This window comes from Micromonospora sp. NPDC049139 (genome assembly GCF_055586845.1).
The window spans coordinates 64,844-88,934 of record NZ_JBVJHK010000023.1; the positions used below are offsets into that span (position 1 = coordinate 64,844).

Annotated in this window: 25 protein-coding genes; 6 read left to right on the forward strand and 19 right to left on the reverse strand. The window is 73.9% G+C overall.

Translation table 11 applies throughout. The features are described from left to right. Position 1 precedes the first annotated feature (1 nt). The 3 genes from ACZ6Q9_RS29280 (at position 2) to ACZ6Q9_RS29290 (ending at position 3,711) form a co-directional block, all read left to right on the forward strand. Positions 2–121, forward strand: a complete 120-nt coding sequence (locus tag ACZ6Q9_RS29280; protein WP_396830401.1) for a SapB/AmfS family lanthipeptide — start codon at positions 2–4, stop codon at positions 119–121. A gap of 72 nt (positions 122–193) precedes the next feature. After that, complete coding sequence (locus ACZ6Q9_RS29285; protein WP_396830403.1) at positions 194–1,921, forward strand: ATP-binding cassette domain-containing protein; 1,728 nt, start codon at positions 194–196, stop codon at positions 1,919–1,921. Then, on the forward strand, positions 1,918–3,711 hold the full coding sequence (locus tag ACZ6Q9_RS29290; protein ID WP_396830405.1) for an ATP-binding cassette domain-containing protein: 1,794 nt from the start codon (positions 1,918–1,920) through the stop codon (positions 3,709–3,711). Before ACZ6Q9_RS29285 ends, ACZ6Q9_RS29290 begins: the two co-directional genes overlap by 4 nt. Positions 3,712–3,826: 115 nt before the next feature. Here the strand turns inward: ACZ6Q9_RS29290 and ACZ6Q9_RS29295 are convergent, their stop codons facing one another. The 7 genes from ACZ6Q9_RS29295 to ACZ6Q9_RS29325 form a co-directional block, all read right to left on the reverse strand. Next, positions 3,827–4,402, reverse strand: coding sequence for a response regulator transcription factor (locus ACZ6Q9_RS29295; RefSeq protein WP_393262136.1), 576 nt, complete (start codon positions 4,400–4,402; stop codon positions 3,827–3,829). 148 nt (positions 4,403–4,550) lie between these two features. Next, positions 4,551–5,156: a LuxR C-terminal-related transcriptional regulator gene (locus tag ACZ6Q9_RS29300; protein ID WP_393449801.1), complete on the reverse strand. Its 606-nt coding sequence runs from the start codon at positions 5,154–5,156 to the stop codon at positions 4,551–4,553. Between the two features lie 629 nt (positions 5,157–5,785). Then, positions 5,786–6,736, reverse strand: coding sequence for a twin-arginine translocase subunit TatC (gene tatC / locus ACZ6Q9_RS29305; RefSeq protein WP_393449798.1), 951 nt, complete (start codon positions 6,734–6,736; stop codon positions 5,786–5,788). 17 nt (positions 6,737–6,753) lie between these two features. Beyond that, positions 6,754–7,053 (reverse strand): Sec-independent protein translocase subunit TatA, encoded by a 300-nt coding sequence (gene tatA, locus ACZ6Q9_RS29310; RefSeq protein ID WP_393449795.1) that lies wholly within the window; start codon positions 7,051–7,053, stop codon positions 6,754–6,756. Positions 7,054–7,251: 198 nt separating this feature from the next. Then, positions 7,252–7,500: a hypothetical protein gene (locus ACZ6Q9_RS29315; protein WP_357456897.1), complete on the reverse strand. Its 249-nt coding sequence runs from the start codon at positions 7,498–7,500 to the stop codon at positions 7,252–7,254. 10 nt (positions 7,501–7,510) lie between these two features. Then, a complete protein-coding gene (locus ACZ6Q9_RS29320) occupies positions 7,511–8,563 on the reverse strand; it encodes a helix-turn-helix transcriptional regulator (RefSeq protein ID WP_396830408.1) in 1,053 nt (350 codons plus the stop codon). Then, entirely contained in the window at positions 8,560–9,558 is a 999-nt protein-coding gene (locus ACZ6Q9_RS29325) for a helix-turn-helix transcriptional regulator (protein WP_393262146.1), read from the reverse strand. The genes ACZ6Q9_RS29320 and ACZ6Q9_RS29325 overlap by 4 nt, the downstream gene beginning before the upstream one ends. 124 nt (positions 9,559–9,682) lie before the next feature. Between ACZ6Q9_RS29325 and ACZ6Q9_RS29330 the strand changes: the two genes are divergently transcribed. Further along, the gene (locus ACZ6Q9_RS29330; RefSeq protein ID WP_396830410.1) at positions 9,683–10,645 is read left to right on the forward strand and encodes a cation diffusion facilitator family transporter; all 963 of its coding nucleotides are present in this window, start codon (positions 9,683–9,685) and stop codon (positions 10,643–10,645) included. Between the two features lie 136 nt (positions 10,646–10,781). After that, positions 10,782–11,867: a DUF3866 family protein gene (locus tag ACZ6Q9_RS29335; protein WP_396830411.1), complete on the forward strand. Its 1,086-nt coding sequence runs from the start codon at positions 10,782–10,784 to the stop codon at positions 11,865–11,867. 54 nt (positions 11,868–11,921) lie between these two features. Here ACZ6Q9_RS29335 and ACZ6Q9_RS29340 read toward each other — a convergent pair whose 3' ends face one another. From ACZ6Q9_RS29340 to arc, 9 genes are all read right to left on the reverse strand, one after another. Beyond that, positions 11,922–12,470, reverse strand: a complete 549-nt coding sequence (locus ACZ6Q9_RS29340; protein ID WP_393450228.1) for a carboxymuconolactone decarboxylase family protein — start codon at positions 12,468–12,470, stop codon at positions 11,922–11,924. 159 nt (positions 12,471–12,629) lie between these two features. Beyond that, complete coding sequence (locus ACZ6Q9_RS29345) at positions 12,630–12,815, reverse strand: hypothetical protein (protein ID WP_393262154.1); 186 nt, start codon at positions 12,813–12,815, stop codon at positions 12,630–12,632. Positions 12,816–12,884: 69 nt separating this feature from the next. Continuing rightward, positions 12,885–14,243, reverse strand: coding sequence for a Pup--protein ligase (gene pafA / locus ACZ6Q9_RS29350; protein WP_350685647.1), 1,359 nt, complete (start codon positions 14,241–14,243; stop codon positions 12,885–12,887). A gap of 345 nt (positions 14,244–14,588) precedes the next feature. Further along, the gene (prcA, locus tag ACZ6Q9_RS29355) at positions 14,589–15,419 is read right to left on the reverse strand and encodes a proteasome subunit alpha (RefSeq protein WP_396830414.1); all 831 of its coding nucleotides are present in this window, start codon (positions 15,417–15,419) and stop codon (positions 14,589–14,591) included. A gap of 62 nt (positions 15,420–15,481) precedes the next feature. Continuing rightward, complete coding sequence (gene prcB / locus ACZ6Q9_RS29360) at positions 15,482–16,321, reverse strand: proteasome subunit beta (protein ID WP_172896527.1); 840 nt, start codon at positions 16,319–16,321, stop codon at positions 15,482–15,484. Next, positions 16,240–16,857, reverse strand: a complete 618-nt coding sequence (locus ACZ6Q9_RS29365; RefSeq protein ID WP_396830415.1) for an endonuclease VII domain-containing protein — start codon at positions 16,855–16,857, stop codon at positions 16,240–16,242. The genes prcB and ACZ6Q9_RS29365 overlap by 82 nt, the downstream gene beginning before the upstream one ends. A gap of 57 nt (positions 16,858–16,914) precedes the next feature. Beyond that, positions 16,915–17,130: a ubiquitin-like protein Pup gene (locus ACZ6Q9_RS29370; RefSeq protein WP_088993750.1), complete on the reverse strand. Its 216-nt coding sequence runs from the start codon at positions 17,128–17,130 to the stop codon at positions 16,915–16,917. A 104-nt stretch (positions 17,131–17,234) separates the two neighbouring features. Next, entirely contained in the window at positions 17,235–18,752 is a 1,518-nt protein-coding gene (dop, locus tag ACZ6Q9_RS29375) for a depupylase/deamidase Dop (RefSeq protein WP_396830417.1), read from the reverse strand. 177 nt (positions 18,753–18,929) lie between these two features. Further along, positions 18,930–20,711: a proteasome ATPase gene (gene arc, locus ACZ6Q9_RS29380; protein WP_350685640.1), complete on the reverse strand. Its 1,782-nt coding sequence runs from the start codon at positions 20,709–20,711 to the stop codon at positions 18,930–18,932. A gap of 177 nt (positions 20,712–20,888) precedes the next feature. On the opposite strand from arc, the gene ACZ6Q9_RS29385 reads away from it, so the two are divergent. Then, the gene (locus ACZ6Q9_RS29385) at positions 20,889–21,185 is read left to right on the forward strand and encodes a ferredoxin (RefSeq protein WP_350685639.1); all 297 of its coding nucleotides are present in this window, start codon (positions 20,889–20,891) and stop codon (positions 21,183–21,185) included. Positions 21,186–21,235: 50 nt separating this feature from the next. On the opposite strand, the gene ACZ6Q9_RS29390 is transcribed toward ACZ6Q9_RS29385, so the two are convergent. The 3 genes from ACZ6Q9_RS29390 to ACZ6Q9_RS29400 form a co-directional block, all read right to left on the reverse strand. Next, positions 21,236–21,808, reverse strand: a complete 573-nt coding sequence (locus ACZ6Q9_RS29390) for a hypothetical protein (protein WP_350704280.1) — start codon at positions 21,806–21,808, stop codon at positions 21,236–21,238. An 81-nt stretch (positions 21,809–21,889) separates the two neighbouring features. Continuing rightward, positions 21,890–22,909, reverse strand: a complete 1,020-nt coding sequence (locus ACZ6Q9_RS29395) for a tRNA (adenine-N1)-methyltransferase (RefSeq protein WP_393262168.1) — start codon at positions 22,907–22,909, stop codon at positions 21,890–21,892. Further along, positions 22,906–24,057: a M50 family metallopeptidase gene (locus ACZ6Q9_RS29400; protein ID WP_396830419.1), complete on the reverse strand. Its 1,152-nt coding sequence runs from the start codon at positions 24,055–24,057 to the stop codon at positions 22,906–22,908. Before ACZ6Q9_RS29400 ends, ACZ6Q9_RS29395 begins: the two co-directional genes overlap by 4 nt. Positions 24,058–24,091 lie beyond the last annotated feature (34 nt).

Below are 24,091 nucleotides of genomic sequence, written 5' to 3' on the forward strand. Positions count from 1 at the left end.
CATGGCGCTTCTGGACCTCCAGGGCCTGGAGATGGCCCCCGCCGACCGATCCGGCGGCGGCAGCCGGGCGAGCCTGCTGCTCTGCGGCGACAGCTCGCTGTCCATCACGACCTGCAACTGACCAGGTCACCACGCGAGGCCCTGGGCGGGTAGACGTACCCGCCCAGGGCCGCACGTCTTCGTGGGAGGTCCGATGCGGACGCTGACCGGCTCCGACCGACTGCTGCGCCGGGTAGTCCGCGACGGCGGCGGCTGGACGGTCCTGCTCGGGACGGTCGCGCTCGCCGGCGCGGCCGCCGAACTCGCGCTTCCCGCGACGCTCGGGCTCGCCGTCGACGCCGCCGTCGGCGGTCACGGCTCCTGGTGGCCCGCCGCCGCCTGCGGGCTGGTCGCCGTCCTCGTCGTCACCGACGTCCTCGGCGACCTCGCCGGCGGGTACGGCGCGGCCCGCGCCACCGCCCTGCTACGCCGGCGCCTGCTGCGTCACCTGTTCGCCTCCGACGTGCGCACCGTCCGCCGGTACCCGGTGGGCGACCTGGTCGGTCGGCTCGTCGGCCAGGCCGCCGACGCCGGACAGGCCGGCACCGCCGTGGTGCTGGGCGTCGTCGCGCTGCTCCCCCCGGTCGGCAGCGTCGTGGCGCTCACCCTGATCGAGCCGCTGCTCGGCGTCACCCTCCTCGGCGGGCTGGCCCTGCTGGCGGTGCTCATGCGCGCGTTCGTCACCGACGCCTCCGCCGCCGTCGGCGGGTACCAGCGGGTGCTGGGCGCCATCGCGGGCCGCCTGCTGGAGGCGCTGGGCGGCGCCCGCACCATCGCCGCCGCCGCGACCGTCGACCGGGAACGCGACCGCGTCCTGGCGGCTCTGCCGGAACTGCGCGGGTACGGTCTGCTCGGCTGGCGGCTGCTGGCCCGGGCGAGCGCCCGCACCGCCGCCGTGGGTCCGGCGCTCCAGGTGGCCGTGGTGGCCGTCGGCGGGTACGCGCTCACCGCCGGCTGGCTCACCCCCGGTCAACTGGTCGCCGCGGTGCAGTACGCCGCCCTCGGCGCCGGGCTGGGCGCGGTGCTGGCCACCCTCAACCGGCTCGTCCGCAGCCGCGCGGCGGCCGGCCGGATCGCCGAGCCGCTGGCCCATCCGGTGCGCCGCGACGGCACCGAACCGCTGCCGCCCGGCCGCGGCGAACTGCGGCTGCGCGCCGTCGGCGTCCACGCCGAGGACGGCAGAGCGGTCCTCGACGGGGTCGACCTGACCGTGCCGGCCGGCGCCACGGTGGCCGTCGTCGGACGCTCCGGCGCCGGCAAGTCGACCCTCGCCGCGGTGGCCGGCCGGCTGCACGACCCGGACTCCGGCGAGGTGCTGCTCGACGGGGTGCCGCTGCGCCGGTTGCGCCCCGCCGCGCTGCGGCGGGCCGTCGGGCACGCCTTCGACCGGCCGGCCCTGGTCGGCGAGACGGTGCACGACGCGATCGGGCTCGCCCTGCCCGACGGGTCGGCACGCCCGCCCGCCGGCGGCGCCCCGGCCACGCCGGCCGTGCTCGTCGCGGCGCGGGCGGCGCAGGTCGCCGACGTCGTCGCCCGGCTGCCCGACGGGTTCCGCACCCGGCTGGTGGACGCGCCGCTGTCCGGGGGCGAGGCGCAGCGGCTGGGGCTGGCCCGGGCATTCCCCGCCGAACGGCTGCTGATCCTGGACGACGCGACGTCCAGCCTGGACACCGCCACCGAACACCGGATCGCCCGGGCGGTGGCCGACGGCGCGCAGGGGCGTACGCGACTCGTGGTGACCCACCGCGCGACGACGGCGGCAGCGGCCGACCTGGTCGCCTGGCTCGACGGCGGACGGCTGCGGGCCGTGGCGCCGCACCGGCGGCTGTGGGCCGACCCGGACTACCGGGCGGTCTTCCCGCCCGGCGGTGCCGCCCCGTGAGCGGCGTACGCGGCACGACCTGGGGGGCGCTGCGCGCCCGCCGCCGGGCGCTGGGCCGGCTCGCCGCCTGGTCGGTGGCCGAGTCCCTGCCGGCGCTGCTCAGCGGGCTGCTCGTGGCCCGCGCCGTCGACCGGGGCTTCCTGGCCGGTCAGTTCGGCACCGGCCTGGCCTGGCTGGCCGGGCTCGCCGTGGCCGTGCTGGTCGGCGCGTCCGCCACCGGGCAGGTGTACCGCAGCCTCGGCGACGTGGTGGAGCCGTTCCGCGACGAGCTGGCGGCCAGGGTGGTGCACGCCGCGCTGTGCGACGCCACCCGGGCCGGTGGCCGGCCGGACAGCGCCGCCGTGGCCCGGCTGACCCACCAGGTGGAAGTCGTCCGGGACACCTTCGGCGGGCTGCTGCTGGTGGTCCGCGGGTTTCTGTTCACCGCCGGCGCGGCGCTGCTCGGCCTGCTCGCCCTGGCGCCACCGCTGGCGGGCGCGGTGGCCGCTCCGCTGCTGGTCGGGCTGGCCGTCTTCGCCGCGGCGCTGCCGGCGATGGTGGCGCACCAGCGGGCCCAGGTGGCCGCCGGGGAGGAACTCGGCCGGTCGGCGGCGTCCGCGCTGGCCGGGCACCGCGACGTGGTCGCCTGCGGCGCGCAGGACCGGGTCGTGGCCGGGGTCGCCCGGCGGGTGTCGGCGCAGGCCGACGCCGAGCGGACCCTCGCGCGGATGGCGGCGCTGCGCAGCCTCAGCCTCGGGCTCGGCGGCTGGCTGCCGGTGGTGGTGCTGCTGCTGGCCGCGCCGTGGCTGGTGCGGCACGGGCTCAGCACCGGCGCCGTGCTGGGCGCGCTGGTCTACGTCACCACCGGCCTGCAGCCCGCCCTGCACGCGGTCGTGCAGGGCGTGGGCGGCGGCGGCCTGCGTTACGCCGTCACCCTCGACCGGATCCTGCGCACCTGCCCACCCCCCGGGCCGGTGCCGCCCCCACCCGCCGTCGCCGGGCCGGTGCCGCCCCCACCCGCCGTGCCCGGTCCGGCGCCGTGCCGCGCCGACCCGGCGGCCGCCCCGCCCGCGGTCCGGCTGCGCGGGCTGACCTTCCGGTACGGCCCACACGCCCGGCCCGTCCTGGCGAACCTCACCCTGACCGTGGCCCACGGCGAGCACCTGGCGGTGGTGGGGCCCAGCGGCGCCGGCAAGTCCACGCTGGCCGCCCTGGTCGCCGGGCTGGTGCCGCCGGAATCCGGCACGGTGCACCTGGCCGGCACGCCCGTCGCCACCACCCCGCCCGAGGCGCTGGCCCGGCTGCGGGTGCTGGTGCCGCAGGAGGCGTACGTGCGCAGCGGCACCCTCGCCGACAACCTGCGCTACCTGCACCCCGAGGTGGACGACGCGACCGTGGCGGCCGCCGTGGACGCCCTCGGGGCCCGCCCCCTGGTAACTCGCCTCGGGGGGCTCGACGCCGAGATCGACCCCGCCGCCCTGTCCACCGGGGAACGGCAGCTCGTCGCCGCGGTCCGGGCCTACCTGGCCCCGGCGCCGCTGGTGATCCTCGACGAGGCGACGTGCCACCTGGACCCGACGCTGGAGGCGACCGTCGAGCGCGCCTTCGCCCGCCGCCCCGGCACGCTGGTGGTGATCGCGCACCGGATCAGCTCGGCGACCCGCGCCCGCCGCGTGCTGGTGTTCGACGGCGACCGGCCGCTCGTCGGCACCCACGACGACCTGCTGGTCCACTCCCCCACCTACCGCGAACTGGTCGGCCACTGGCAGGACGTCGCACCGCCGACCCGCGTGCCTCTCGGCCGGGCGTGACCGCCCGCGTGGCCGGTCACGCCCGGGACGCCACCGGCGATGCCGGATCGTGGTGAGCTGCGGCTCCGCGCCGAACGGTCCGTGCCGGGCCCGATCGTGGTGGGAGACGGCGCCGTCAGATCCAGCCGGCCTCGCGGGCGACCCGCACCGCCTCCACCCTGGTGCGCGCGCCCGCCTTGCGGGTGATCCGCCCGAGGTGGTTGCGCACGGTCCCCGGCGAGAGCCCGAGCGTCCGGGCGATCTCCACGACCGGCGCCCCGGCCGCCGTCAGGTCGAGGATCTCGGTCTCCCGCACGGTCAGCGGGCTGTCCCTGACCAGCGCCGCCATCACCAGGTCGGCGTCGATCACCGACTCCCGCCGGGCCAGCCGCCGGACCCCGTCCACCACCCGCTGCGGAGCGACGTCGTTGCCGAGGATGCCGACGGTCCGACCCGGCGTGAGGACCCGGTGCAGGCTGCGCGCGCGGCGGTGGTCGGCGAGCACCAGCAGGGGGCACTGCCCGGCCACCCCCGCCCCGACGAGATCGAGGTCGACGACCGCCACGTCGGGGCGCTGCGCCCGGACCGCCGACGGGAGGGCGTCCTCCCGGTCCAGCTCCGCCACCACACTGATGTCATCCTCGGCGGCGAGGACGAGTGAAAGGGCGCCACGGACCAGGGCACCGTCGAGGGCCAGCAGGGTACGGATCACCGTTGACCTTCCCGAGCGTCGTCAGACCGAGCACGGACCGTCCGCATTCAAACACGTACCGAGCGGCGCCGCTCGGCTCAGGCGCCGCACGCTGTTCCGCGCGCAGCGCGGAGAGCATCGCTGTCCTCCGGGGGCGGCGGAGAGAACGTCAGATCCACCCGTCGCGCCGGGCGCGCCACACCGCCTCCATCCGGTTGCGGGCCCCCGTCTTGCGCATGACCGCCGACAGGTGGTTGCGCACCGTGCCGTGCGCGAGGAACAGCCGGCGGGCGATCTCCTTGAGCGGCAGGCCCTCGGCGGCCACCCGCAGCACCTCCACCTCCCGACGGGTCAACGGGCTGGACGGGGGTAGCAGCGCCGCCACGGCGACCGCCGCGTCGATGACCTTCCCGCCGGCGGCGAGTTCCCGGACGGCCTCGACCAGCGCCTCGAGCGACGCGTCCTTGCCGACCAGGCCGCGTACCCCGGCGGCCAGCAGGTCCCCGACCGCGGCCTGGCTCCACCGGCGCCCCATGCCCAGCACGGCCGTCTCGGGCGCCGCCCCGATGATCTCGGCAACCACCTCGACCGGCTGCGGCGCGTCCGACGCCAGGTCCACCACCACCACGTCGGGCCGGTGCCGACGCACCACGACGGACAGCTCCGCCACCCCGGCCACCTCGGCAGCGACCTCGATGTCCTCCTGGCTCGACAGCGCGGCGCACAGCGCGGTGCGCAGCAGCCCCATCTCCTCGGCAACGACAACGCGGATCAACGCGTAGCTCCGATCTCGGGTACGTGGTGGCCACCGAGTCCCCTGAACGGGACTGTGCGGGCCGGCCGCGTGGACAGATTGGGATCGCGCCCGCGACGTCGGACGTGGCGACGCTCACGGGCACCGTGTGACCACGCACCGGACGGTGCGACCGGACGGGCCGGACGACCGCGCGGGCGGGTCCGCCGGAACTCAGCCGGGGTGTGCGCTCATACCGTGGAGCCGGTCGCCGGATGCCACCGCTGGCTCTGCGGAGACGGCCACGCCGGGCCGCGAGCAGCACGGGCGAACGGCGGCGCGCCCCGCCCGGCGGCCCCCATCAGGGCGGTCGAGCGGGCGACGGGCAGCCTGCGCCGCCCCGGCGAGGGGGCGGCCCCCGGCACGGCGACGGGCGGAGGACGGAAAGTCGGGCGACGCACTGGGCAGCGACCTCCCCGTGTCGGGAACGTCGACACATCGTAAAGACGCGATCACTCGACCGCAGCTTGTGAACGCCTGGTGACGGATTGCCGACTGGATCGCCCACAACGGGGGTGGCGTGCGCTAGGCGCGCGGCACCCGGCCGGAAACGACGCAAGCCCCCGGCGAAGGGGGCTTGCGTCGTACGCGGGTGGTGCGGTCGGCCGCGATCAGGTCATGTCGTCGTAGCGGCGGTCGATCGGGGCGGGCGCGGCGACCGGCTCCGGGGCCGCGATCGGCTCGCTGGCGTCGACCCGCTGCCCGGCCTCGACCGGGTCCGCGTCGAACTCCAGCGGCGACACCTCGTCGTCGTCGATGCCCGCGTAGGCCTCCCGGCCACGGCCCTTGCGCTTGTCGTTGAGGAACGCGACACCGACGGCAATGAAGTAGAGCAAGGACAGGCAGAGCGCCAGCAGCGTCATGCCGAACGGACCCGGGTCCGGGGTGGCCACCGCCGCGAACGCGAAGCATACGAACACCACGGCCCGCCACCAGCTGAGCAACCGGCGAGCGGTCACCACGCCGGTGAAGTTGAGCATCAGCAGCGTGAGAGGGAACTCGAACGCCACCCCGAAGAGCAGGATCATGTTGGTGACGAACGAGATATACCGAGTCACCTCCAGCTGGGAGTCGGTACCGGTGACACCGGCCTCCAGCAGGAAGGCCAGGCCCTTGTCCACCACGAAGAACGCCAACACCGCGCCGGCGGCGAACAGGGGCGCCGCGATCGACACGAAGACGTACGCCCACTTGCGCTCGTGCCGGTGCAGGCCGGGCGCGATGAACGCCCACAGCTGGTAGAGCCAGACCGGGGCACCGATGATCAACCCGATCCAGAGCGCCAGCTTCAGCTTGAGAACGAAGCCGTCCGTGGGCGCAAGCTGGAGGAAGTTCTGGCACTCACCGTCCACCACCATGCCTGGGAGCCGACAGTACGGCTGCTTGAGCAGGTCGAACGCCGGCTGGGCAAGCAGCCAACCACCGATCAGCCCTACCATGATCGCCAGGGACGCCTTGAGCAGCCGGTCCCGCAGCTCGCGGATGTGCTCGACCAGCGTCATCGAGCCGTCGGCGGCCCGCTCGAAGTTTTTCCGACCGCGCTTCTTGAGGGCGAAGGCCACGGGTCTCGGGCCCTCGGTCAGTTGTCGCGGACGCGGTGCACCGGGTCAACGACCGGCTGCTGCTGCGGCGGGGCCTGATGGGGCGCCTGCTGCGGAGCCTGCTGACCGGTGTGCGGCGGGAGCGGCTGGTAGCCGGCCTGCGCGTCGGCCTTCTCGGCGAGGTTGCGGTCGTCGTCGTGCAGGCTCTTGGTCTCGGCCTTGATGATCCGCAGCGACCGGCCCAGCGAACGGGCCGCGTCGGGGAGCCGCTTCGCGCCGAAGAGCAGGATCAGCACGACCACGAGTACGGCGATGTGCCACGGCTTGAGGGCACCCATGGGAAGCTCCAGTCGCTCTGTGTCGTCGTGAGGGGTGTACCGCAGCCATCGTACGTGCGCCGACGGCCGTTGCCACCCGCCGGGTTCGTCCCGGCCGGTGAAGTCTTGACCAACCCGGGATGTCCCGTCAACACTCCCCCGACGGACCGTTCCTGCGCGGTACCGGACCGGATCGCGCAGGGACGCGACACCGATCGATCAACCGCCGCGCTTGGCCTTGATCAGCTCGACTCGCCGGTGGGTGACGTCGAGCTGCTGCTGGAGGGCCTCGGCCCGCTGCTGGAGTGCCTCCGCGGTGTCCCGCAGCGCCTCCGCCTCGGTCGCCCGTCGTTGCAGGGCGACGGCCGCGCGGCGCAGCCGGGGCAGCCGCGCCAGCACCGGCCGGACGGCCAGGGCCAACACGACGAGCGCGAACAGCACCACCGCGAGCACGATCCACTTCACCACGGCGGCCAGCCTACTGGGTGCCCGCGGTCAACGCCGGGTCGGCCGAGGGCGTGTCCGACCCGTCCGCCGGGCGCCGGGGCGCGGCCGGGGTCGGCGTCGCGTACGCGTCGAGCGCGGCGGTCGCCGCGGCCCGGACCTGCTCGGCCAGCTCGGCCGGGGCGACCACGGCGACGTCCGGCCCCAGCCCCAGCACGAAGCGACGGGCCCAGCCCAGGTCGGTGACCCGCAGCGAGACCAGCCACTGGTCACCGACGCCGGCCTCGACCCGCTCGCACGGGTAGTACTCGGTGATCCACCGCTCGCCCCGGCCGACCCGCAGGGTGATCAACGGCAGGTCCGGCGAGGGCCGGAACACGCCGTCGGTGAGGTCGTGCGGGCGGGCCTGCGGCGGCACCATCGCCGGCTCGTCCAACTCGGTGACCGCGTCGATCCGGTCGACCCGGAACAGCCGCACCGCCTCCGCCCGGCGGCACCACGCCTCCACGTACGCGCGGCCACCGACCATCAGCATCCGCAGCGGATCGACGACGCGGTCCGTGGTCTCGTCCCGCGCCGCCGTGTAGTAGGTGATGCGCAGCGCCCGGCCGCTCTCGACGGCGGCCCGCAGCTCCTGCACCCGGCGGGTGTCGGCGGGCAGCCGGACCTCGACGGGCGCGGCCACCAGGTCCCCGGCCGCATTCTCGATCTTGGCGAGGGCCCGCTCGACGGCCTCCCGGTTGGCCACCCCGGGCGTCTCGGCGAGCATCCGCAGCGCCACCACCAGCGCGAGGGCCTCGTCGGGGGTGAGCCGCAGCGGCCGGTCGATGCCGGCGTCGTAGGTGATGGTCACCCGGTCGCCGTCGAAGGCCATGTCGATCAGGTCGCCCGGGCCGTAGCCGGGCAGCCCGCACACCCACAGCAGTTCCAGATCCTCGCGCAGCTGCCGCTCGGTGACGCCCAGGTCACCGGCGGCCTCGGCGATCTCGATACCGGGCCGGGCGAGCAGATAGGGCACCAGGTTCAGCAGCCGGGCCAGCCGGTCGGCCGACGCGCGGGAGCCGCCACGGGCGGCCGGCCGGGTCACCGGGCACCCCCGACGACGGCGAGGTCGTCGTGCCGGGCCGCGATCTCCTTGAGCCGCTGGATGACCGCCTCCCGCACCTCGGGCGGGTCGAGCACCCGCACGTCCGGACCGTAGCCGACGAGCTGGCCGGCGAGGACGTCCACGTCGGCGTACGGCAGGACGAGCCGGTCGCCGTCGGGCCCGGCGGTGACGCCGACCGCCCAGCGGCGCAGCCCGGCGGCGCGGCCCGGGGCAGCCAGCACGGTGGCCCGCCCGGTGCGCTCCACCGGCCCCGACCAGCGGGCCACGTGGCTGATCAGGTCGACCCCGGCCGGCGGCTCGTAGCCGCCCGGCGCGCCCGTCACCCGGACCGCGCCGACCACCCGCGACAGCCGGAAGCAGCGGGTCGCCTCGCGGTCGAGGTCGTGGCCGACCACGTACCACCGGCCCCGCCAGCAGACCACACCCCACGGCTGCAACCGGCGGCGGTTCGGCTCGTCGCGGTCGGGCACCCGGTAGTCGAAGGTGACCTCCCGCCGGTCCCGGGCGGCGGCGGTGAGCGGCGCGAACGCCGGGTCCACCGTCACCATCGGCTCCAGGCCCAGCGTGGCCTGCGGATCCACGTCGACGCCGGCGGCGCGCAGCTTCGCCAGCCCGGAGGAGGCGGCGGCGGCCAGCCCGGCGTGCTGCCACAGCCGCGCGGCGATGCCCACCGCGGCGGCCTCGTCCGGCTCGAGGGGGATGTCCGGCAGCGCGTACTCGCGGTGGGCGATCCGGTAGCCGGGCTCCGCGTCGAAGACGCTAGCCGTCCCGGTCTCCAGCGGTACGCCCAGCTCACGCAGCTCGGCCTTGTCCCGCTCGAACTTGCGCTGGAACGCCTCGTGGTCGCGCGCGTCCTCCGGATCGTGCTCGTAGCCGGGCACGGTCGCGGCGATCTGCGCGGCGGTCAGGAACCGTCGCGTGGACAGCAGGCAGATCACCAGGTTGACCAGGCGTTCGGTGCGGGTCCGCGACACGGGTAGACGCTAGCAGCCCGCGCGTCGGGCACGTGCACCCACGCGGGCACCACGTGGGTCGCGTCGCACCGGCCCCGCGTCCGGTCCGCCCGCACGGCACGTCCGGCGGTCATACAGTGACCTGGTGGCGCGGCCGGAGGTCAAGACGGAGAGCGTCGGCACCGTCGTGGTCGCCGGGGCCGCCAACCTCGCCATCGCCGTCGCCAAACTGGTCGCCGGGCTGATCTCCGGGTCGGCGGCGATGCTCTCCGAGGCCGTGCACTCCGTCGCCGACACCACCACCGAGGTGCTGCTCTACCTCGCGCTGCGGCGCGGGGCGCGCCCGGCAGACGCCCGCCACCCGTTCGGGTACGGAAAGGAGAGCTACGTCTGGGCCTTCCTGGCGGCGGTGTTCACGTTCGTCGCCGGCGCCGGCTTCGCCATCACCCACGGCGTCACCACCATCCTGGTGCACGAGCACCGGAACGACTACCTGGCCGCCTACGTCGTGCTGGCCGTGTCGTTCGCCATCGAGTCGGTCTCGCTGGCCCGCGCCGTACGCCAGATCCGCACCGAGTCCCTGCAGTTGCACACCACACCACGCCGGTTCCTGCGGCTGACCGCCGACCCCGCCGTCAAGGCGGTGTTCTTCGAGGACGCCGCGGCCCTGATCGGCTTGGTGCTGGCCGCCGTCGGGGTGGCCCTGTCCCAGCTCACCGGCGAGGAGCTGTGGGACGGCCTGGCCTCCATCCTGATCGGGGTGCTGCTGCTCGTGGTCGCCACCGTCCTGGCCCGCAGCAACATCTCGCTGCTGGTCGGTCGGGCGGTGCCGGAGCGGGTGCACCGCGAGATCGCCGGCGAACTCGCCGGGCTGGCCACCGTGCGCCGACTCGACACGCTGCTGACCATGCAGCTCGGGCCGGACGACGTACTGGTCGCCGCGAAGCTGGACTTCGACGACGAGGCGAGCGGCGCGACCATCGAGGCCGTTGCCGACGAGGCCGAGCGCCGCCTCACCGCCCGCTACCCGCAGATCCGGTACGTCTTCCTCGACCCCACCGGCACCCCACGCGGCGGCGCCCGGCAGCCGGACGACCCCGCCGGCTGACCCGCCCTGCCCTCCCCGGCCGCCCGCCCTTGCCCTCCCCGGGCCGGGCCGCCCTGCTCCAGCCGCCCCGCCCGGCGGCATCGCCCGGCCGCCCCCGGGCGCGGCCGGCCGGGGCGGCGACGCTAGCGTGCCGGGCATGGTGCGATGGCGGTCCGGAACGGTGACGGCGCTGCGGCGGCAGTGGACCGGGGCGGTGGAGCTCGACGTCGACCTGCCCGACGGCGCCACGGTCCGCGCCCTGGCCTACCCCGAACTGGTCGGCCGACCCGAGCCCGGCGATCGGGTGCTGCTCAACGCCGGCGCGCTGTTGATGGGCCTCGGCACCGGCGGGTACGCCCTGGTCGTGGCACTGCCCGACCGGCTGCCGCCGGACCCGCCGCAGGCCCTCGACACCCGCGACGCCGGTCACCTCGTCAAGGCCCGCTACACCCCGCTGCAGCCGATCCTGCTCGGCGTCGACGAGGAGGCGTCCCCACACCGCGAGGTCCTGGCCGCCGCCGACGACCTGGGCGGCCTGCCGGTCGTCACCGCCGACCTGCACTCCGCGCTGCCGGCGGTCCTGGCCGGCATCCACGCCGACGCCCCGGACGCCCGGGTGGCGTACGTGCTGACCGACGGCGGGGCGCTGCCCGCCTGGTTCTCCCGCACCCTCGCCGGGCTGCGCGACCACCTCGCCGGCACGGTCAGCGTCGGGCAGGCGTTCGGCGGCGACCTGGAGGCGAGCACCGTGCACAGCGGCCTGCTGGCCGCCCGCCACGTCCTGGGCGCCGACGTGGCGATCGTCGCCCAGGGGCCCGGCAACCTCGGCACCGGCACCCGGTGGGGCTTCTCCGGCGTGGGCGTCGGCGAGGCCGTCAACGCCGTCGCCACGCTGGGCGGGCGACCGGTCGGGTCGCTGCGGATCTCCGACGCCGACCCCCGGCCCCGGCACCGGGGCGTGTCGCACCACAGCCTCACCGCGTACGGCCGGGTGGCCCTCGCCCCCGCCGCGCTGGTGGTGCCCGACGGACTGGACCCGGTGCTGGCCCGCGAGGTGGACGCCGCGCTGGCCCCCCTCGCGGCACGGCACACCGTCGTCCGGGTGCCCACCGACGGGCTCGACGCCGCGCTGCGGGCGACACCGGTGCCGCTGTCCACCATGGGCCGGGGCCTCGACGCCGACCACGCGTACTTCCTGGCCGCCGCCGCGGCCGGCCGGCACGCCGCCCGCCTGCTGACCTGACCCGGCCCGAGCCCGACCCGGACGCCGGACGACCGACGTGCCCGGCGGCCGCCCTCAGGTCGCCAGGTAGCCCTGCCGCACGATGCGCTCGGCGGCCTTCTCGTACACCGCCGGGTCGTCCGGGACCAGGGTGCCCAACCCGTCCACGTAGCGGTTGTACATGCAGAACGCCGCCGCGATCAGGACCGTGTCGTGGATCTCCAGGTCCGTCGCGCCGGCACCCCGGGCGGCTTCCACCAGCTCCACCGTCACGTCGCGGCCGCTGCGCTGCACGGCCTCGGCGATGCGCAACAACGCCCGCAGCTTCTCGCTGACCTCCGCGTCCACCGGATCGACGAGGACCCGGTCCACCAGCGGCATGCCGGAGGGGAGCTGCGCCGCCGCGAAGGCGGAGTGCGTCGCGCAGCAGAACCGGCACTCGTTCAGCCCCGACACGTACGCCGCGATCAGCTCCCGCTCCCCGGGCGTCAGCGTCGGGTGCGGGGCGCGCAGCAGCGCCTCCGCCAGCGCGTTGAGGGGCTTGGCCGTCTCCGGCCGGAACCGCATCGGGCCCCGGATGCCCGGATGCTCCCGCTCGTCGATACCGAGGTCGATGTGTGCGATGACGTCACCATCCCTTGCCGCCGCGGCGGGGCGTGCCCGGTCCACGGACCGACAACGCCGAACGGGACGATCGTCCCAGCGTCGCCGGGCCGAGGCCACTTCGAGCTTGCGGTGCCGTCCGGGCCCGGTCAGGCCGTGCCGACCAGCGCCGCTCGGGGGTCAGGCCATGAAGATCAGGGCGAGCCAGGCGCCCACGATCAGCACCAGCGCGAGCGCCAGCACCCAGGTGGGCACCGTGTACTCGCCGCGCCGGTTACGCTCGATCTCGGCGCGGATCTTCTCGCGGCGGCGCTCGACCCAGTTCTGCCGCGCCCGGCCGCTGTCGGGAGGTTCGGAAGTCGTCATGGCGCGGTCAGCCTACCGGGCCGGCCGACCCGGCAGGCGGTCACCACCACACCGGGCCGGCCCGCACCGTCACATGCTGGCGATCAGCCGCTCCACCCGCTCGTCGTACGCCCGGAACGGGTCCTTGCAGAGCACCGTGCGCTGCGCCTGGTCGTTCAGCTTCAGGTGCACCCAGTCGACGGTGAAGTCACGCCGCTTCTCCTGGGCGTGCCGGATGAACTCGCCGCGCAGCCGGGCCCGGGTCGTCTGCGGCGGAGTCTCCTTCGCCTCGAAGATCTCCGGGTCGGTGGCCACCCGGTCCACCTCGCCGCGCCGCTCCAGCAGCCCGTAGAGGCCCCGGCCCCGGCGCAGGTCGTGGTAGGCGAGATCCATCTGGGCGACCCGCGGATGCGACAGCGGCAGGTCGTGCTTGCGCTGGTAGCGCTCGATCAGCCGCAGCTTGGTCACCCAGTCGATCTCCCGGGCCACCGGTTCCAGGTCGCCGGTCTCCACCGCGCGCAGCACCCGACCCCACAACTCCACCACCCGCTTGGCGGTCTGGTCGCCGCCGCGCCGCTCCACGAACTCGGTCGCCTTCGCCAGGTATTCCTGCTGGATCTCCAGCGCGCTGACCTCCTTGCCGGAGGACAGCCGCACCTTGCGCCGGCCCGTGATGTCGTGCGACACCTCGCGGATAGCCCGGATCGGGTTCTCCAGCGTCAGGTCCCGCATCACCACCCCGGCCTCGATCATCCGCAGCACGATGTCGGCGGTGCCGACCTTGAGCAGCGTGGTGACCTCGTTCATGTTGGAGTCGCCGACGATCACGTGCAGCCGGCGGTAGCGCTCCGCGTCCGCGTGCGGCTCGTCCCGCGTGTTGATGATCGGCCGGCTCCGGGTGGTCGCCGACGAGACGCCCTCCCAGATGTGCTCGGCCCGCTGCGACAGGCAGTAGACCGCCCCGCGCGGCGTCTGCAATACCTTGCCCGCGCCGCAGATCAACTGCCGCGTGACCAGGAACGGGATCAGCACGTCGGCCAGCCGGCCGAACTCGCCGTGCCGGGAGACCAGGTAGTTCTCGTGGCAGCCGTACGAGTTTCCGGCCGAGTCGGTGTTGTTCTTGAACAGGTAGATCTCGCCCGCGATGCCCTCGTCGTGCAACCGCTTCTCCGCGTCGACCAGCAGCCCCTCCAGGATCCGCTCGCCGGCCCGGTCGTGCGCGACCAGGTCCACCACCGAGTCGCACTCCGGGGTGGCGTACTCCGGGTGCGAGCCGACGTCGAGGTAGAGCCGGGCGCCGTTGCGCAGGAACACGTTGCTCGACCGGCCCCAGGACACCACTCGGCGGAAGAGGTACCGGGCGACCTCGTCGGGGGACAGCCGCCGCTGCCCGCGGTAGGTGCAGGTGACGCCGTACTCGGTCTCAAGGCCGAAGATTCGCCGCTCCATGATGAGACATTAGCCGCCCGAGGCCCCAGATGGGCAGCCTCACCACGTCGTCTCACGCCAAGGACGCCCGCCGGCCCGCCGGGGGCCACGCCGCGCGCCATCCCCGCCGTCACCCGGGCACGACCTCGCCGTACGCCCACCGGCGGCGTCCCAGGTGGACCGTGCCGCCGCACGCCCGCACCGGCACGAAGACGGCGTCACGCCGGTGCGGGCGTCGTCCGGCCCGGTCGATCCACGCGGGCCGGACGGGACCGGCCCGCCGCGGCCGGACCGTCGACCCACGGGCGTACGACGACCCCGCGGGCGCCCGGGCCCACGGCCCCGACGCCCGCGCGACCGACTCCGCTACGCCTCGGGGGCCTCCGGCTGCTGGCCCTCCAGGTCCGCCGAGCCGGCCGACGTGGTGGGCTTCCCCGCCTCCTCGGTCGGCGCGGTCGGGGTCTCCGGACGGGCCGGCACGGCCGGCTCCTCGGCCTTTCCGCCGTCCAGCAGGGCGGTCAGCGCCGCTCCGGTGATGCGGCGGAACGTCCGTCCGACCCGGCGCCGGTCCAGGACCGCCACCTCCAGCTGGTTCGCGGCGATGGCGCGGGACGCGCCGCCCTCGCCCCCGACGCTGCCCAGCGCCTGCACCGCAACCTTCACCGCCTCGCCCAGCGACATGTCCGGACGGTGGTGGGACTTCAGCACGCCGGTGATCGCCTCGGCCTGCCCGCCCATCGCCATCCGGCCCGGCTCGTCGTTGACGGAGCCGTCGTAGGTGAGCCGGTAGAGCTCGTCGTCCTCGGCGGTGGCGCCGACCTCGGCCACGCAGATCTCCACCTCGAACGGCTTCGACTGCTCGGTGAAGATGGCGCCCAGGGTCTGCGCGAACGCGTTCGCCAGGGCCCGGCCGGTGACGTCGCGCCGGTCGTAGCTCAGGCCGTTCAGGTCGGCCATCCGCACGCCGGCGCGGCGCAGGTTCTCGAACTCGTTGTAGCGACCGACGGCGGCGAAGCCGATCCGGTCGTAGATCTCACTGACCTTGTGCAGGGCGCTGGAGAGGTTCTCGGCGACGAAGAGCACCCCGCCCTCGTAGCTCAGGACGACCGCGCTGCGGCCCCGGGCGATGCCCTTGCGGGCCAGCTCGGAGCGGTCGCGCATGATCTGCTCGGGCGAGGCGTAGAACTGCATGGCCACGGCGGCGGTTCTCCTTCAGGGCGCTGTGCTGACGGCTGCTGACTGGTGCGGGCGGGAGCGGATCAACCGCCCGGGTTCTCCATCCGGCCGGAGACCACGCTCTCGGCGATCGCCGACATCTCCTCGTCGGTGAGCCGGTGGGTGCCCTCCGCCGTCGCCGTCATCACCACCGGGTAGATCCGGCGGATCAGGTCCGGCCCGCCGGTGGCGGTGTCGTCGTCGGCCGCGTCGTAGAGCGCCTCGACCGCGAGCCGGACCGCCTCGTCGATCGAGAGACCCGGCTGGAAGCGCTTCTTCAGCGCGGAGCGGGCGAAGAGCGAACCGGAGCCGATCGCGTCGTAGCCGGTCTCCTCGTACGGGCCGCCGGTGACGTCGAAGCTGAAGATGCGGCCGGCCCGCGCCGGGTCCTTCGCGGCCAGGTCGAAGCCGGCGAAGAGCGGGATCACCGCCAGGCCCTGCATGGCGGCGCCCAGGTTGCCGCGGATCATCGAGGCGAGCCGGTTGGCCTTGCCGTCGAGCGAGAGCATCGCGCCCTCGATCTTCTCGTAGTGCTCCAGCTCCACCTGGAACAGTCGCATCAGCTCGATGCCGATGCCCGCCGTGCCCGCGATGCCCACCAGGGAGTACGCGTCGGCCGGGTGCACCTTCTCGATGTCGCGCTGGGCGATCAGGTTGCCCATGGTGGCCCGCCGGTCGCCCGCCATCACGACGCCGCCGGCGGCCGAGATGGCCACGATGGTCGTCGCGTGTGGCGCCATGTCGGCGGCCATGCCCGGCGGCAGCGGCCGTCGGCCGGGCAGCATCTCGGGGGCCACCTTGCTCAGAAACGAGGTGAAGGAGGACGTCCCCGCGTTGGTGAACACATCTGGTAGACGCCCGGATGGATCAAAACCCGCTGCCACGTGGTTCCTCTCAGATATGTGATCGCCCCGGCCAGCCGCGACTGATCGTCACGGAACTGGCCGAGACCACCGTTGCAGTTGAAGCACAATATCCCGCGCACCCAGCCGGTGCGATGATCGTGGTCCAGATGTTGGGGGTCCGGCGTGCCGCAGATCGCGCAGACGCCGCCCTGCTCGGCCAGGAGCTCCTGGAACTCCTTCTCCCCGATCCCGTAACGCCGCCGGAGATGGTATTCCCGCGTGCCGCCGTAGAGCCGCTGGGCGGTTTCCCTGCCCCGCGCGTTGTGGCAGGGCTTGCAGTAGCTGTGCCGCCCGCTGCCCTTGGTGGTCCTCGGGAAGTCGGCCATCGGCTTGACCTGCTCGCAGTCCGGGCACCACTTCAGGCCCTCTCCGACCGGCAGGGTGGAACGTTTCTGCGGCGCGATGCCGCGCTCGCGGCGGCTCGCCAGGGAGCGGGCCGCCGCACAGGACTTGCAGTAGTAGGCGAGGCCGTCCGCCCGCCGCCGGTTGCGATGAAACTCGGCGACGGGCAGCAACCGGTCACACTGGGGGCACACCTTGTCCGACGCGCTAGGCGAATCGGACATAAGGTATCACTCCCCCCCTTTCTGGACGTAACCGCGCACGAACTCCTCGGCGTTCTCCTCCAGGACGGAGTCGATCTCGTCGAGCAGGTCGTCAACGTCCTCGGTGATCTCGGCGTGCCGCTCGGCGACCTCCGGGTTCGCCTCGGTGGTGACGTCCTCGATCTCCTCGCCCTGCCGGGACTTGCCCGACTGCGACTGCCCGCCGCTGTCACGAGTGGCCATTGCTGCCTCCTCCACGATCGCCTGCGATCAACTTACCTCGCGCAGGCGACGAAAAGCCCGCCGCGCGCCGGCTTCGGCACGCGGCGGGAATCCGTCCACGCCAATCAGCCGCCGGTGAGGGTCTCGAGCAGGTCCTTCGCGCTCGGGCAGCGGTCGAAGAGCGCGCCGACGTGCTTGCGGGTGCCGCGCTCGGGCTCCATCATCGGCACCCGCACCAGCGACTCCCGGCCCACGTCGAAGATGACCGAGTCCCAGCTGGCCGCGACCACCTCGGAGGCGTACTGGGCCAGGCAGCGGCCGCGGAAGTAGGCGCGGGTGTCCTCCGGCGGCTCGGTCATCGCGGTGCGGGTCTGCTCGTCGTCGAGCAGCGTCTTCATCGCACCCCGGGAGACCAGCCGGTGGTAGAGGCCCTTCTCCGGGCGGACGTCCGAGTACTGCAGGTCGACCAGCTGGAGCTTGTGCGCGCCCCAGCCGAGCTTCTCGCGCTCCCGGTAGCCCTCCAGCAGCCGCAGCTTCGCCACCCAGTCCAGCTCGTCGGCGCAGAGCATGACGTCGCGGCCCAGCCGGTCCAGCACGCCCTCCCAGCGAGCGAGCACGTCCAGGGTCTGCTCGTCGGCGTCGGCGCCGTAGCGGTCGTCCACGAAGGACCGCACCCGCTCGTAGTACGCCCACTGCACGTCCAGGGCGGTGAGTCGCCGCCCGTCGCGCAGCCGCATCAGGTGGGTGAGCGACGGGTCGTGGCTGACCGCGCGCAGCTCGCTGACCGGGTCGGCGATGCCCAGGTCGGAGCCGAGCGCCTTCTCCTCGATCATGGTGAGGATCAGCGCGGTGGTGCCGACCTTGAGGTAGGTGGAGATCTCCGACAGGTTCGCGTCGCCGATGATGACGTGCAGCCGCCGGTACTTGTCGGCGTCGGCGTGCGGCTCGTCACGGGTGTTGATGATCGGCCGCTTGAGGGTGGTCTCCAGGCCGACCTCGACCTCGAAGAAGTCGGCGCGCTGGGAGATCTGGAAACCGCTCTGCCCGCCGTCCTGCCCGATGCCGACGCGGCCGGCGCCGCAGACGATCTGCCGGGTCACGAAGAACGGCGTCAGGTACGCCACGATGTCGGCGAAGGCCGTCTGGCGGCGCATCAGGTAGTTCTCGTGGGAGCCGTAGCTGGCGCCCTTGTTGTCGGTGTTGTTCTTGTAGAGGTGGATGGGCTGGGTGCCGGGGATGGTGGCGGCGCGGCGGGCCGCCTCGGCCATCACCCGCTCCCCCGCCTTGTCCCAGCGCACCAGGTCCCGCGGGTTGGTCACCTCGGGTGTGGAGTATTCCGGGTGGGCGTGGTCGACGTAGAGCCGCGCGCCGTTGGTGAGTATCACGTTGGCCAGCCCGAGGTCCTCGTCGGCGAGCGCCTCGGCCGGGTCGTACGCGGCACCGGAGTAGGTGAAACCGCGCGCGTCCCGCAGCGGCGACTCCTCCTCGTAGTCCCAGCGGGCCCGGCCGCCCCGGTTGAGTTCCGGGCGCGCCCCGTAGGCGTTGACCACCTGAGAGGAGGTGACCATGGGGTTGGCGCCGGCCTGGCCGGGCACGGAGATGCCGTACTCGACCTCGGTGCCCATGATCCGTCTTACGCTCATCGACCTACCTGCTTCGCTCGCCCGACCCGGTCCCCCGTCACGTCGAGCGTAGTCGGCCGCGCGGCGGATGGGGGCGCGCCGGACCGGGGCGGCAGGCGCGGGCCGGGCGGGGACGGGTGGGTCCGGACGGGACAGGGCCCGCGGCGCGTCGCGCCGCGGGCCCTGTGCGGGTGTGGGTCAGAGGTACTGACCGGTGTTGCTGGCCGTCTCTATCGACCGGCCGGCCTCCGCGCCCTTGCCGCCGGAGACGAGCGTGCGGATGTAGACGATCCGCTCGCCCTTCTTGCCGGAGATGCGGGCCCAGTCGTCGGGGTTGGTGGTGTTGGGCAGGTCCTCGTTCTCCCGGAACTCGTCGACGCAGGCGTCGAGGAGGTGCTGCAGGCGCAGGCCCTTGCGGCCGGAGGTGAGGAACTCCTTGATGGCCATCTTCTTGCCCCGGTCGACGATGTTCTGGATCATCGCGCCGGAGTTGAAGTCCTTGAAGTAGAGGACTTCCTTGTCGCCGTTGGCGTAGGTGACCTCGAGGAAGCGGTTCTCCTCGGTCTCCGAGTACATCCTCAGCACGACCGCGTCGATCATGGCCGCGACGGTGGCCTGGGGGTCGCCGCCGTGCTCGGCCAGGTCGTCCGGGTGCAGGGGCAGCCCGGAGAGGATGTACTTGGAGAAGATGTCCTTGGCCGCCTCGGCGTCCGGCCGCTCGATCTTGATCTTCACGTCGAGCCGGCCGGGGCGCAGGATCGCCGGGTCGATCATGTCTTCCCGGTTGGAGGCGCCGATGACGATGACGTTCTCCAGGCCCTCCACGCCGTCGATCTCGCTGAGCAACTGCGGGACGATCGTGTTCTCCACGTCGGAGGAGACACCGGAGCCCCGGGTCCGGAACACCGAGTCCATCTCGTCGAAGAACACGATGACCGGGGTGCCCTCGCCGGCCTTCTCGCGGGCCCGCTGGAAGATCAGCCGAATGTGCCGCTCGGTCTCGCCGACGTACTTGTTGAGCAGCTCCGGGCCCTTGATGTTGAGGAAGAAGCTGGTGTGCCGCTCCTTGCCCTCCCGCTCGGCGATCTTCTTCGCCAGCGAGTTGGCCACCGCCTTGGCGATCAGCGTCTTGCCGCAGCCGGGCGGGCCGTAGAGCAGGATGCCCTTCGGCGGGCGGAGCTGGTGCTCCCGGAACAGATCGGCGTGCAGGAAGGGCAGCTCCACCGCGTCGCGGATCTGCTCGATCTGGGCGTGGAGGCCGCCGATGTCGGTGTAGTCGACGTCGGGCACCTCCTCCAGGACCAGCTCCTCGACCTCGCTCTTCGGGATCCGCTCGTAGGCGTACGCCGAGCGGGGCTCGATCATGAGCGAGTCGCCGGCCCGGATCGGCGAGCCGATCAGGGTCTCGGCGAGGTGCACGATCCGCTCCTCGTCGGAGTGCGAGACCACCAGCGCCCGGTCGCCCGGGCTGCCGTCGGGACCCGCGAGGATCTCCTTGAGCATGACCACCTCGCCGACCCGCTCGTAGCCGAACGCGTCGACGATGTTGAGCGCGTCGTTGAGCAGGACCTCCTGGCCGCGCCGCAGCTCGGCGACGTCCAGCGAGGGCGAGACGGCGACCCGGAGCTTGCGTCCGCCGGTGAACACGTCCACCGTGCCGTCGTCGTGCCGCGCGAGGAAGACGCCGTAGCCACTCGGTGGCTGCGCGAGGCGGTCGATCTCCTCCTTGAGCGTCACGATCTGCGCGCGGGCCTCCTTGAGGGTGCTCACGAGCCGGTCGTTGTTCTCGGTCAGCCGCGCCAACTGTGCCTGGGTGGCCGCCAGCCGCTCTTCGAGCTGCCGGACGTGTCGGGGGCTTTCGGTCAACTTGCGCCGCACCAGAGCGAGTTCCTCTTGAAGGAACGCGACCTGCGTGGAGAGATCGTGGGCCTCCTTCTCCCACCGTGCGGCGCGCGAGTCCGCGTCGTCGCTGCGTGCCACGTCCCACCTCCCCGGGGGGCTTGAACGTTCTGCCCTAACACTAGCCGCTATGAGGCCGATTCGGTCCCACGCAACGCGCTCGTCACCGAACCTTGATCGCCAAGGGTGGCCCCGGGGGCCGGTCCGGGCGTTCGGGTACCGTCGGGGCGTGGGACGGGAGAACATGGGGGGTGCGCCGTGGCGGAGGTCATGACCGACCAGCTACAGGTCTGGGTGGACCAGGATCTCTGCACGGGCGACGGGCTCTGCGTGCAGTACGCGCCGGAGGTCTTCGAGTTCGACGTCGACGGGCTCGCCTACGTCAAGGGCCCCGACGGTGAGCTGCGGCTCGCGCCGGGCAGCCGGGTCGACGTGCCCGAGCACCTGCGCCTCGAGGTGATCGACTCGGCGAAGGAGTGCCCGGGCGAGTGCATCCACGTCGTACGCGGCAGCGACGGCGTCGAGGTCGCCGGCCCGGAGGCCGAGGAGGACTGAGCGCCCCGCCCTCCCGCGCCGCCGAGGGGCGGGAGGGCGGGGCGTACGCCTCAGAGCATCGGGCGGCCGACCACCGAGGCGACCAGGCGGGCGAACTCCTCCAGCCGGGCGATCTGCCCCGCGCCACCGTCGTCGAGGGTCTTGCCGAAGCGCAGCGCGTCGTGCCGGGGCGCGCCCACCGCCTCGTCGCTGGGCGGCGCCTCGTCGAGCGAGGTCAGCAGCAGGTAGACGTCGATGCTGTCGACCCGGATGCCGCCGTTGTCGTCGCGGGTGAGCCGGCGCCGGCAGCCGACCTCGGTGACCGTGGAGACCGGCACCACCCGCAGCGAGGACGTCATCGACCCGGGTGGCCCCTCCCCCGGCGGCACGTCCTCGCCGTGCCAGAGGACGAGCCGGCTGCCGTCGCAGACCACGACCTCCTGCCACACCCCGTTGACCTCGTTGACGAAGCGTTCCAGGGTGAAGCCGAGCACCGACGCACCGCGCAGCACCCCGCCCAGCGCCTCCAGGGCGACGTCGGGGTCGCGCAGGTAGGCGCGGGCCGCCGATTCGAGGTCCTGGTAGGGCGACCAGTCCGGGAACACCGCCGGCAGGTCTCCGCCGCCGAAACCCGGCCGGTTCATGCCACCTCCCCGTAGCCGTGCCACCGGCCCGCACCGGCCGGCAGGTTCCGTCCGCTCACTCCCAGCCGCCCCGTTCCACGGTCACGGCTGCGTCGTGTCCCCGGCCGCGGCCGGCTCCGCCGCGGCGGCCCGCGCGGCGGCGGCCTGTCGGACCGCCTCCGCCTCGCGCAGCGCCTGCCGGCGTTCGGCGTACGCCTCGGCGCCCTTGCTGGGCTTGCGGCGTCGCGGCGGCGCGGTGACGCCCGGAGCGAGCTTACGCGCGGACACCAGGAACGCGGTGTGCGCGATCATGCGGTGGTCCGGGCGCACCGCCAGTCCTTCGGCGTGCCAGTCGCGCACCAGCGACTCCCAGGCGCGCGGCTCCGTCCAGCCGCCGCGCTCGCGCAGCGCCTCGACCAGCTCGGACAGCTGCGGGGTGGTGGCGACGTAACCGATGAACACGCCGCCGGGCACCAGGGCCCGCTCGACCATGTCGAGGGTCTCCCACGGGGTGAGCATGTCGAGGATGATCCGGTCGAAGCCCGTCTCGGTGCAGGTGGCGACGTCGCCGACGTGCAGGTGCCACGCCGGGTGCGGCCCGTTGAAGAACGCCTCGACGTTGCGCTTGGCGATCTGGGCGAAGTCGTCGCGCACCTCGAACGAGTGCAGCTCGCCCTCGGTGCCGACGGCGCGCAGCAGCGAGCAGGACAGCGCCCCGGAGCCGGCCCCGGCCTCCAGGACCTTGGCGCCCGGGAAGATGTCGCCCATGGCGACGATCTGGGCGGAGTCCTTCGGGTAGATCACCTGCGCGCCGCGCGGCATGGAGAGCACGTAGTCCGAGAGCAGCGGGCGCAGGGCCAGGAACGCGGTGCCGCCGCCGGAGGTGGTGACCACGCTGCCGTCGGGCAGGCCGATCAGCGTGTCGTGCTCCAGGATGCCCCGGTGGGTGTGGAACGCCTTGCCCGGCTCCAGGGTGACCGTGTGCATCCGCCCCTTGGGGTCGGTCAGCTGCACCCGGTCGCCGGGCCGGAACGGCCCGCGGTGCACGGGGGGCAGCGCCCGGGTGTCGGCGGGCACCGCGGTGCCGGGGTCGGCCGGGGCGGCGGGGGGAGTTGCGGTCACGTGTTCATCTTCCGTTGAGGTTCGAGGAGCTGAGCCAGATCCGCGATGTGCAGGATGCCGACGACATTTTCGCCTGAGGTCACCACGTACTGCGCGCCCGGGTGGGTCTGTACCGCCTCCATCACCCGCTCCCCGTCGAGCCCGACCGGCATGGCGGGCAGGTCGGCCAGGGACCGGGCGACCGCGTCGACGGCCAGCCAGGGGCGCCGTTCCGCCGGCACGGCCTCCGCCGCGGCGGGGTCGACCAGGGCGACCGGCCGGCCGGCGGAGTCGGTGACCAGGAGCGCGGCGCCCGGCGTGGCGCCGGCGGCCCGGCGCTGCGCCTCGGCCAGCGGCGTGCCGGTGGGCACGGCGAGCACCGGCCGGGACAGCCGGGACAGGTCGATCAGCGGGAAGCGGCGGCTGATCCGCGCCATCCGGATCGACTGCCCGGCGCCGCGCCAGAGGGTGAACGCGACGAGCAGCATCAGCGGCAGCGCCAGCGGCGCCAGGTCGCCGGTGAGGGCGAACAGGGTGACCAGCGCGGCGGTGCCGACGGCGACGGCGCGCCCCACCCACCCGGCGACCTCGGTGCCCCGGTGCCGGTCGTGGGTCACCGCCCAGACCGCCGCCCGCAGCGCCCGGCCGCCGTCGAGCGGCAGCCCCGGCAGGATGTTGAACAGCGCGACGATGACGTTGCTCACCGCCAGCTGGAACGCGAGCTGGTTGGCCAGGGTGCGGTCGGGCAGGGCGAGGGTGGCGGCGACGGCGACCGCGCCGAGCACGGCGGAGACGGCGGGGCCGGCGAGCGACACCAGCAGGTCGACGCGGGGAGACGGGGCGTCGCGGTCCATCTCGGTGTAGCCGCCGAGCAGCTCCAGGGTGATGCCGCGCACACCGATGCCGTACCGGCGGGCGGTCAGGGCGTGGCCGAGCTCGTGCAGGAGCACCGAGCCGAGCAGGGAGACCACGAAGCCGAAGCCGATCAGGTAGCCGGCGAGCTGGGACAGGTCGAGCTGGCGGCGGGCGAACTCCGCGTACAGCACGGTCACCAGCAGGGTGAGCAGCACCATCGAGCCGTTGAGGTGCAGCGGCACCCCGAAGACCCGGCCCACGGTCAGGCCGGGCCGCGGGTCGGGCCGGCGCCGCGGTTGCCTCGTCTGCTCCATCGGACCGATGCTACGCGGCGGAGGATCATGCGCC

Coding starts and splice junctions, on each gene's coding strand:
- ACZ6Q9_RS29280 (WP_396830401.1), top strand. CDS start 2: ATGGCGCTTCTGGACCTCCAGGGCCTGGAGATGGCCCCCGCCGACCGA.
- ACZ6Q9_RS29285 (WP_396830403.1), top strand. CDS start 194: ATGCGGACGCTGACCGGCTCCGACCGACTGCTGCGCCGGGTAGTCCGC.
- tatA (WP_393449795.1), bottom strand. CDS start 7,053: ATGGGTGCCCTCAAGCCGTGGCACATCGCCGTACTCGTGGTCGTGCTG.
- ACZ6Q9_RS29335 (WP_396830411.1), top strand. CDS start 10,782: ATGGTGCGATGGCGGTCCGGAACGGTGACGGCGCTGCGGCGGCAGTGG.
- ACZ6Q9_RS29345 (WP_393262154.1), bottom strand. CDS start 12,815: ATGACGACTTCCGAACCTCCCGACAGCGGCCGGGCGCGGCAGAACTGG.
- pafA (WP_350685647.1), bottom strand. CDS start 14,243: ATGGAGCGGCGAATCTTCGGCCTTGAGACCGAGTACGGCGTCACCTGC.
- ACZ6Q9_RS29370 (WP_088993750.1), bottom strand. CDS start 17,130: ATGGCCACTCGTGACAGCGGCGGGCAGTCGCAGTCGGGCAAGTCCCGG.
- dop (WP_396830417.1), bottom strand. CDS start 18,752: ATGAGCGTAAGACGGATCATGGGCACCGAGGTCGAGTACGGCATCTCC.
- ACZ6Q9_RS29390 (WP_350704280.1), bottom strand. CDS start 21,808: ATGAACCGGCCGGGTTTCGGCGGCGGAGACCTGCCGGCGGTGTTCCCG.
- ACZ6Q9_RS29400 (WP_396830419.1), bottom strand. CDS start 24,057: ATGGAGCAGACGAGGCAACCGCGGCGCCGGCCCGACCCGCGGCCCGGC.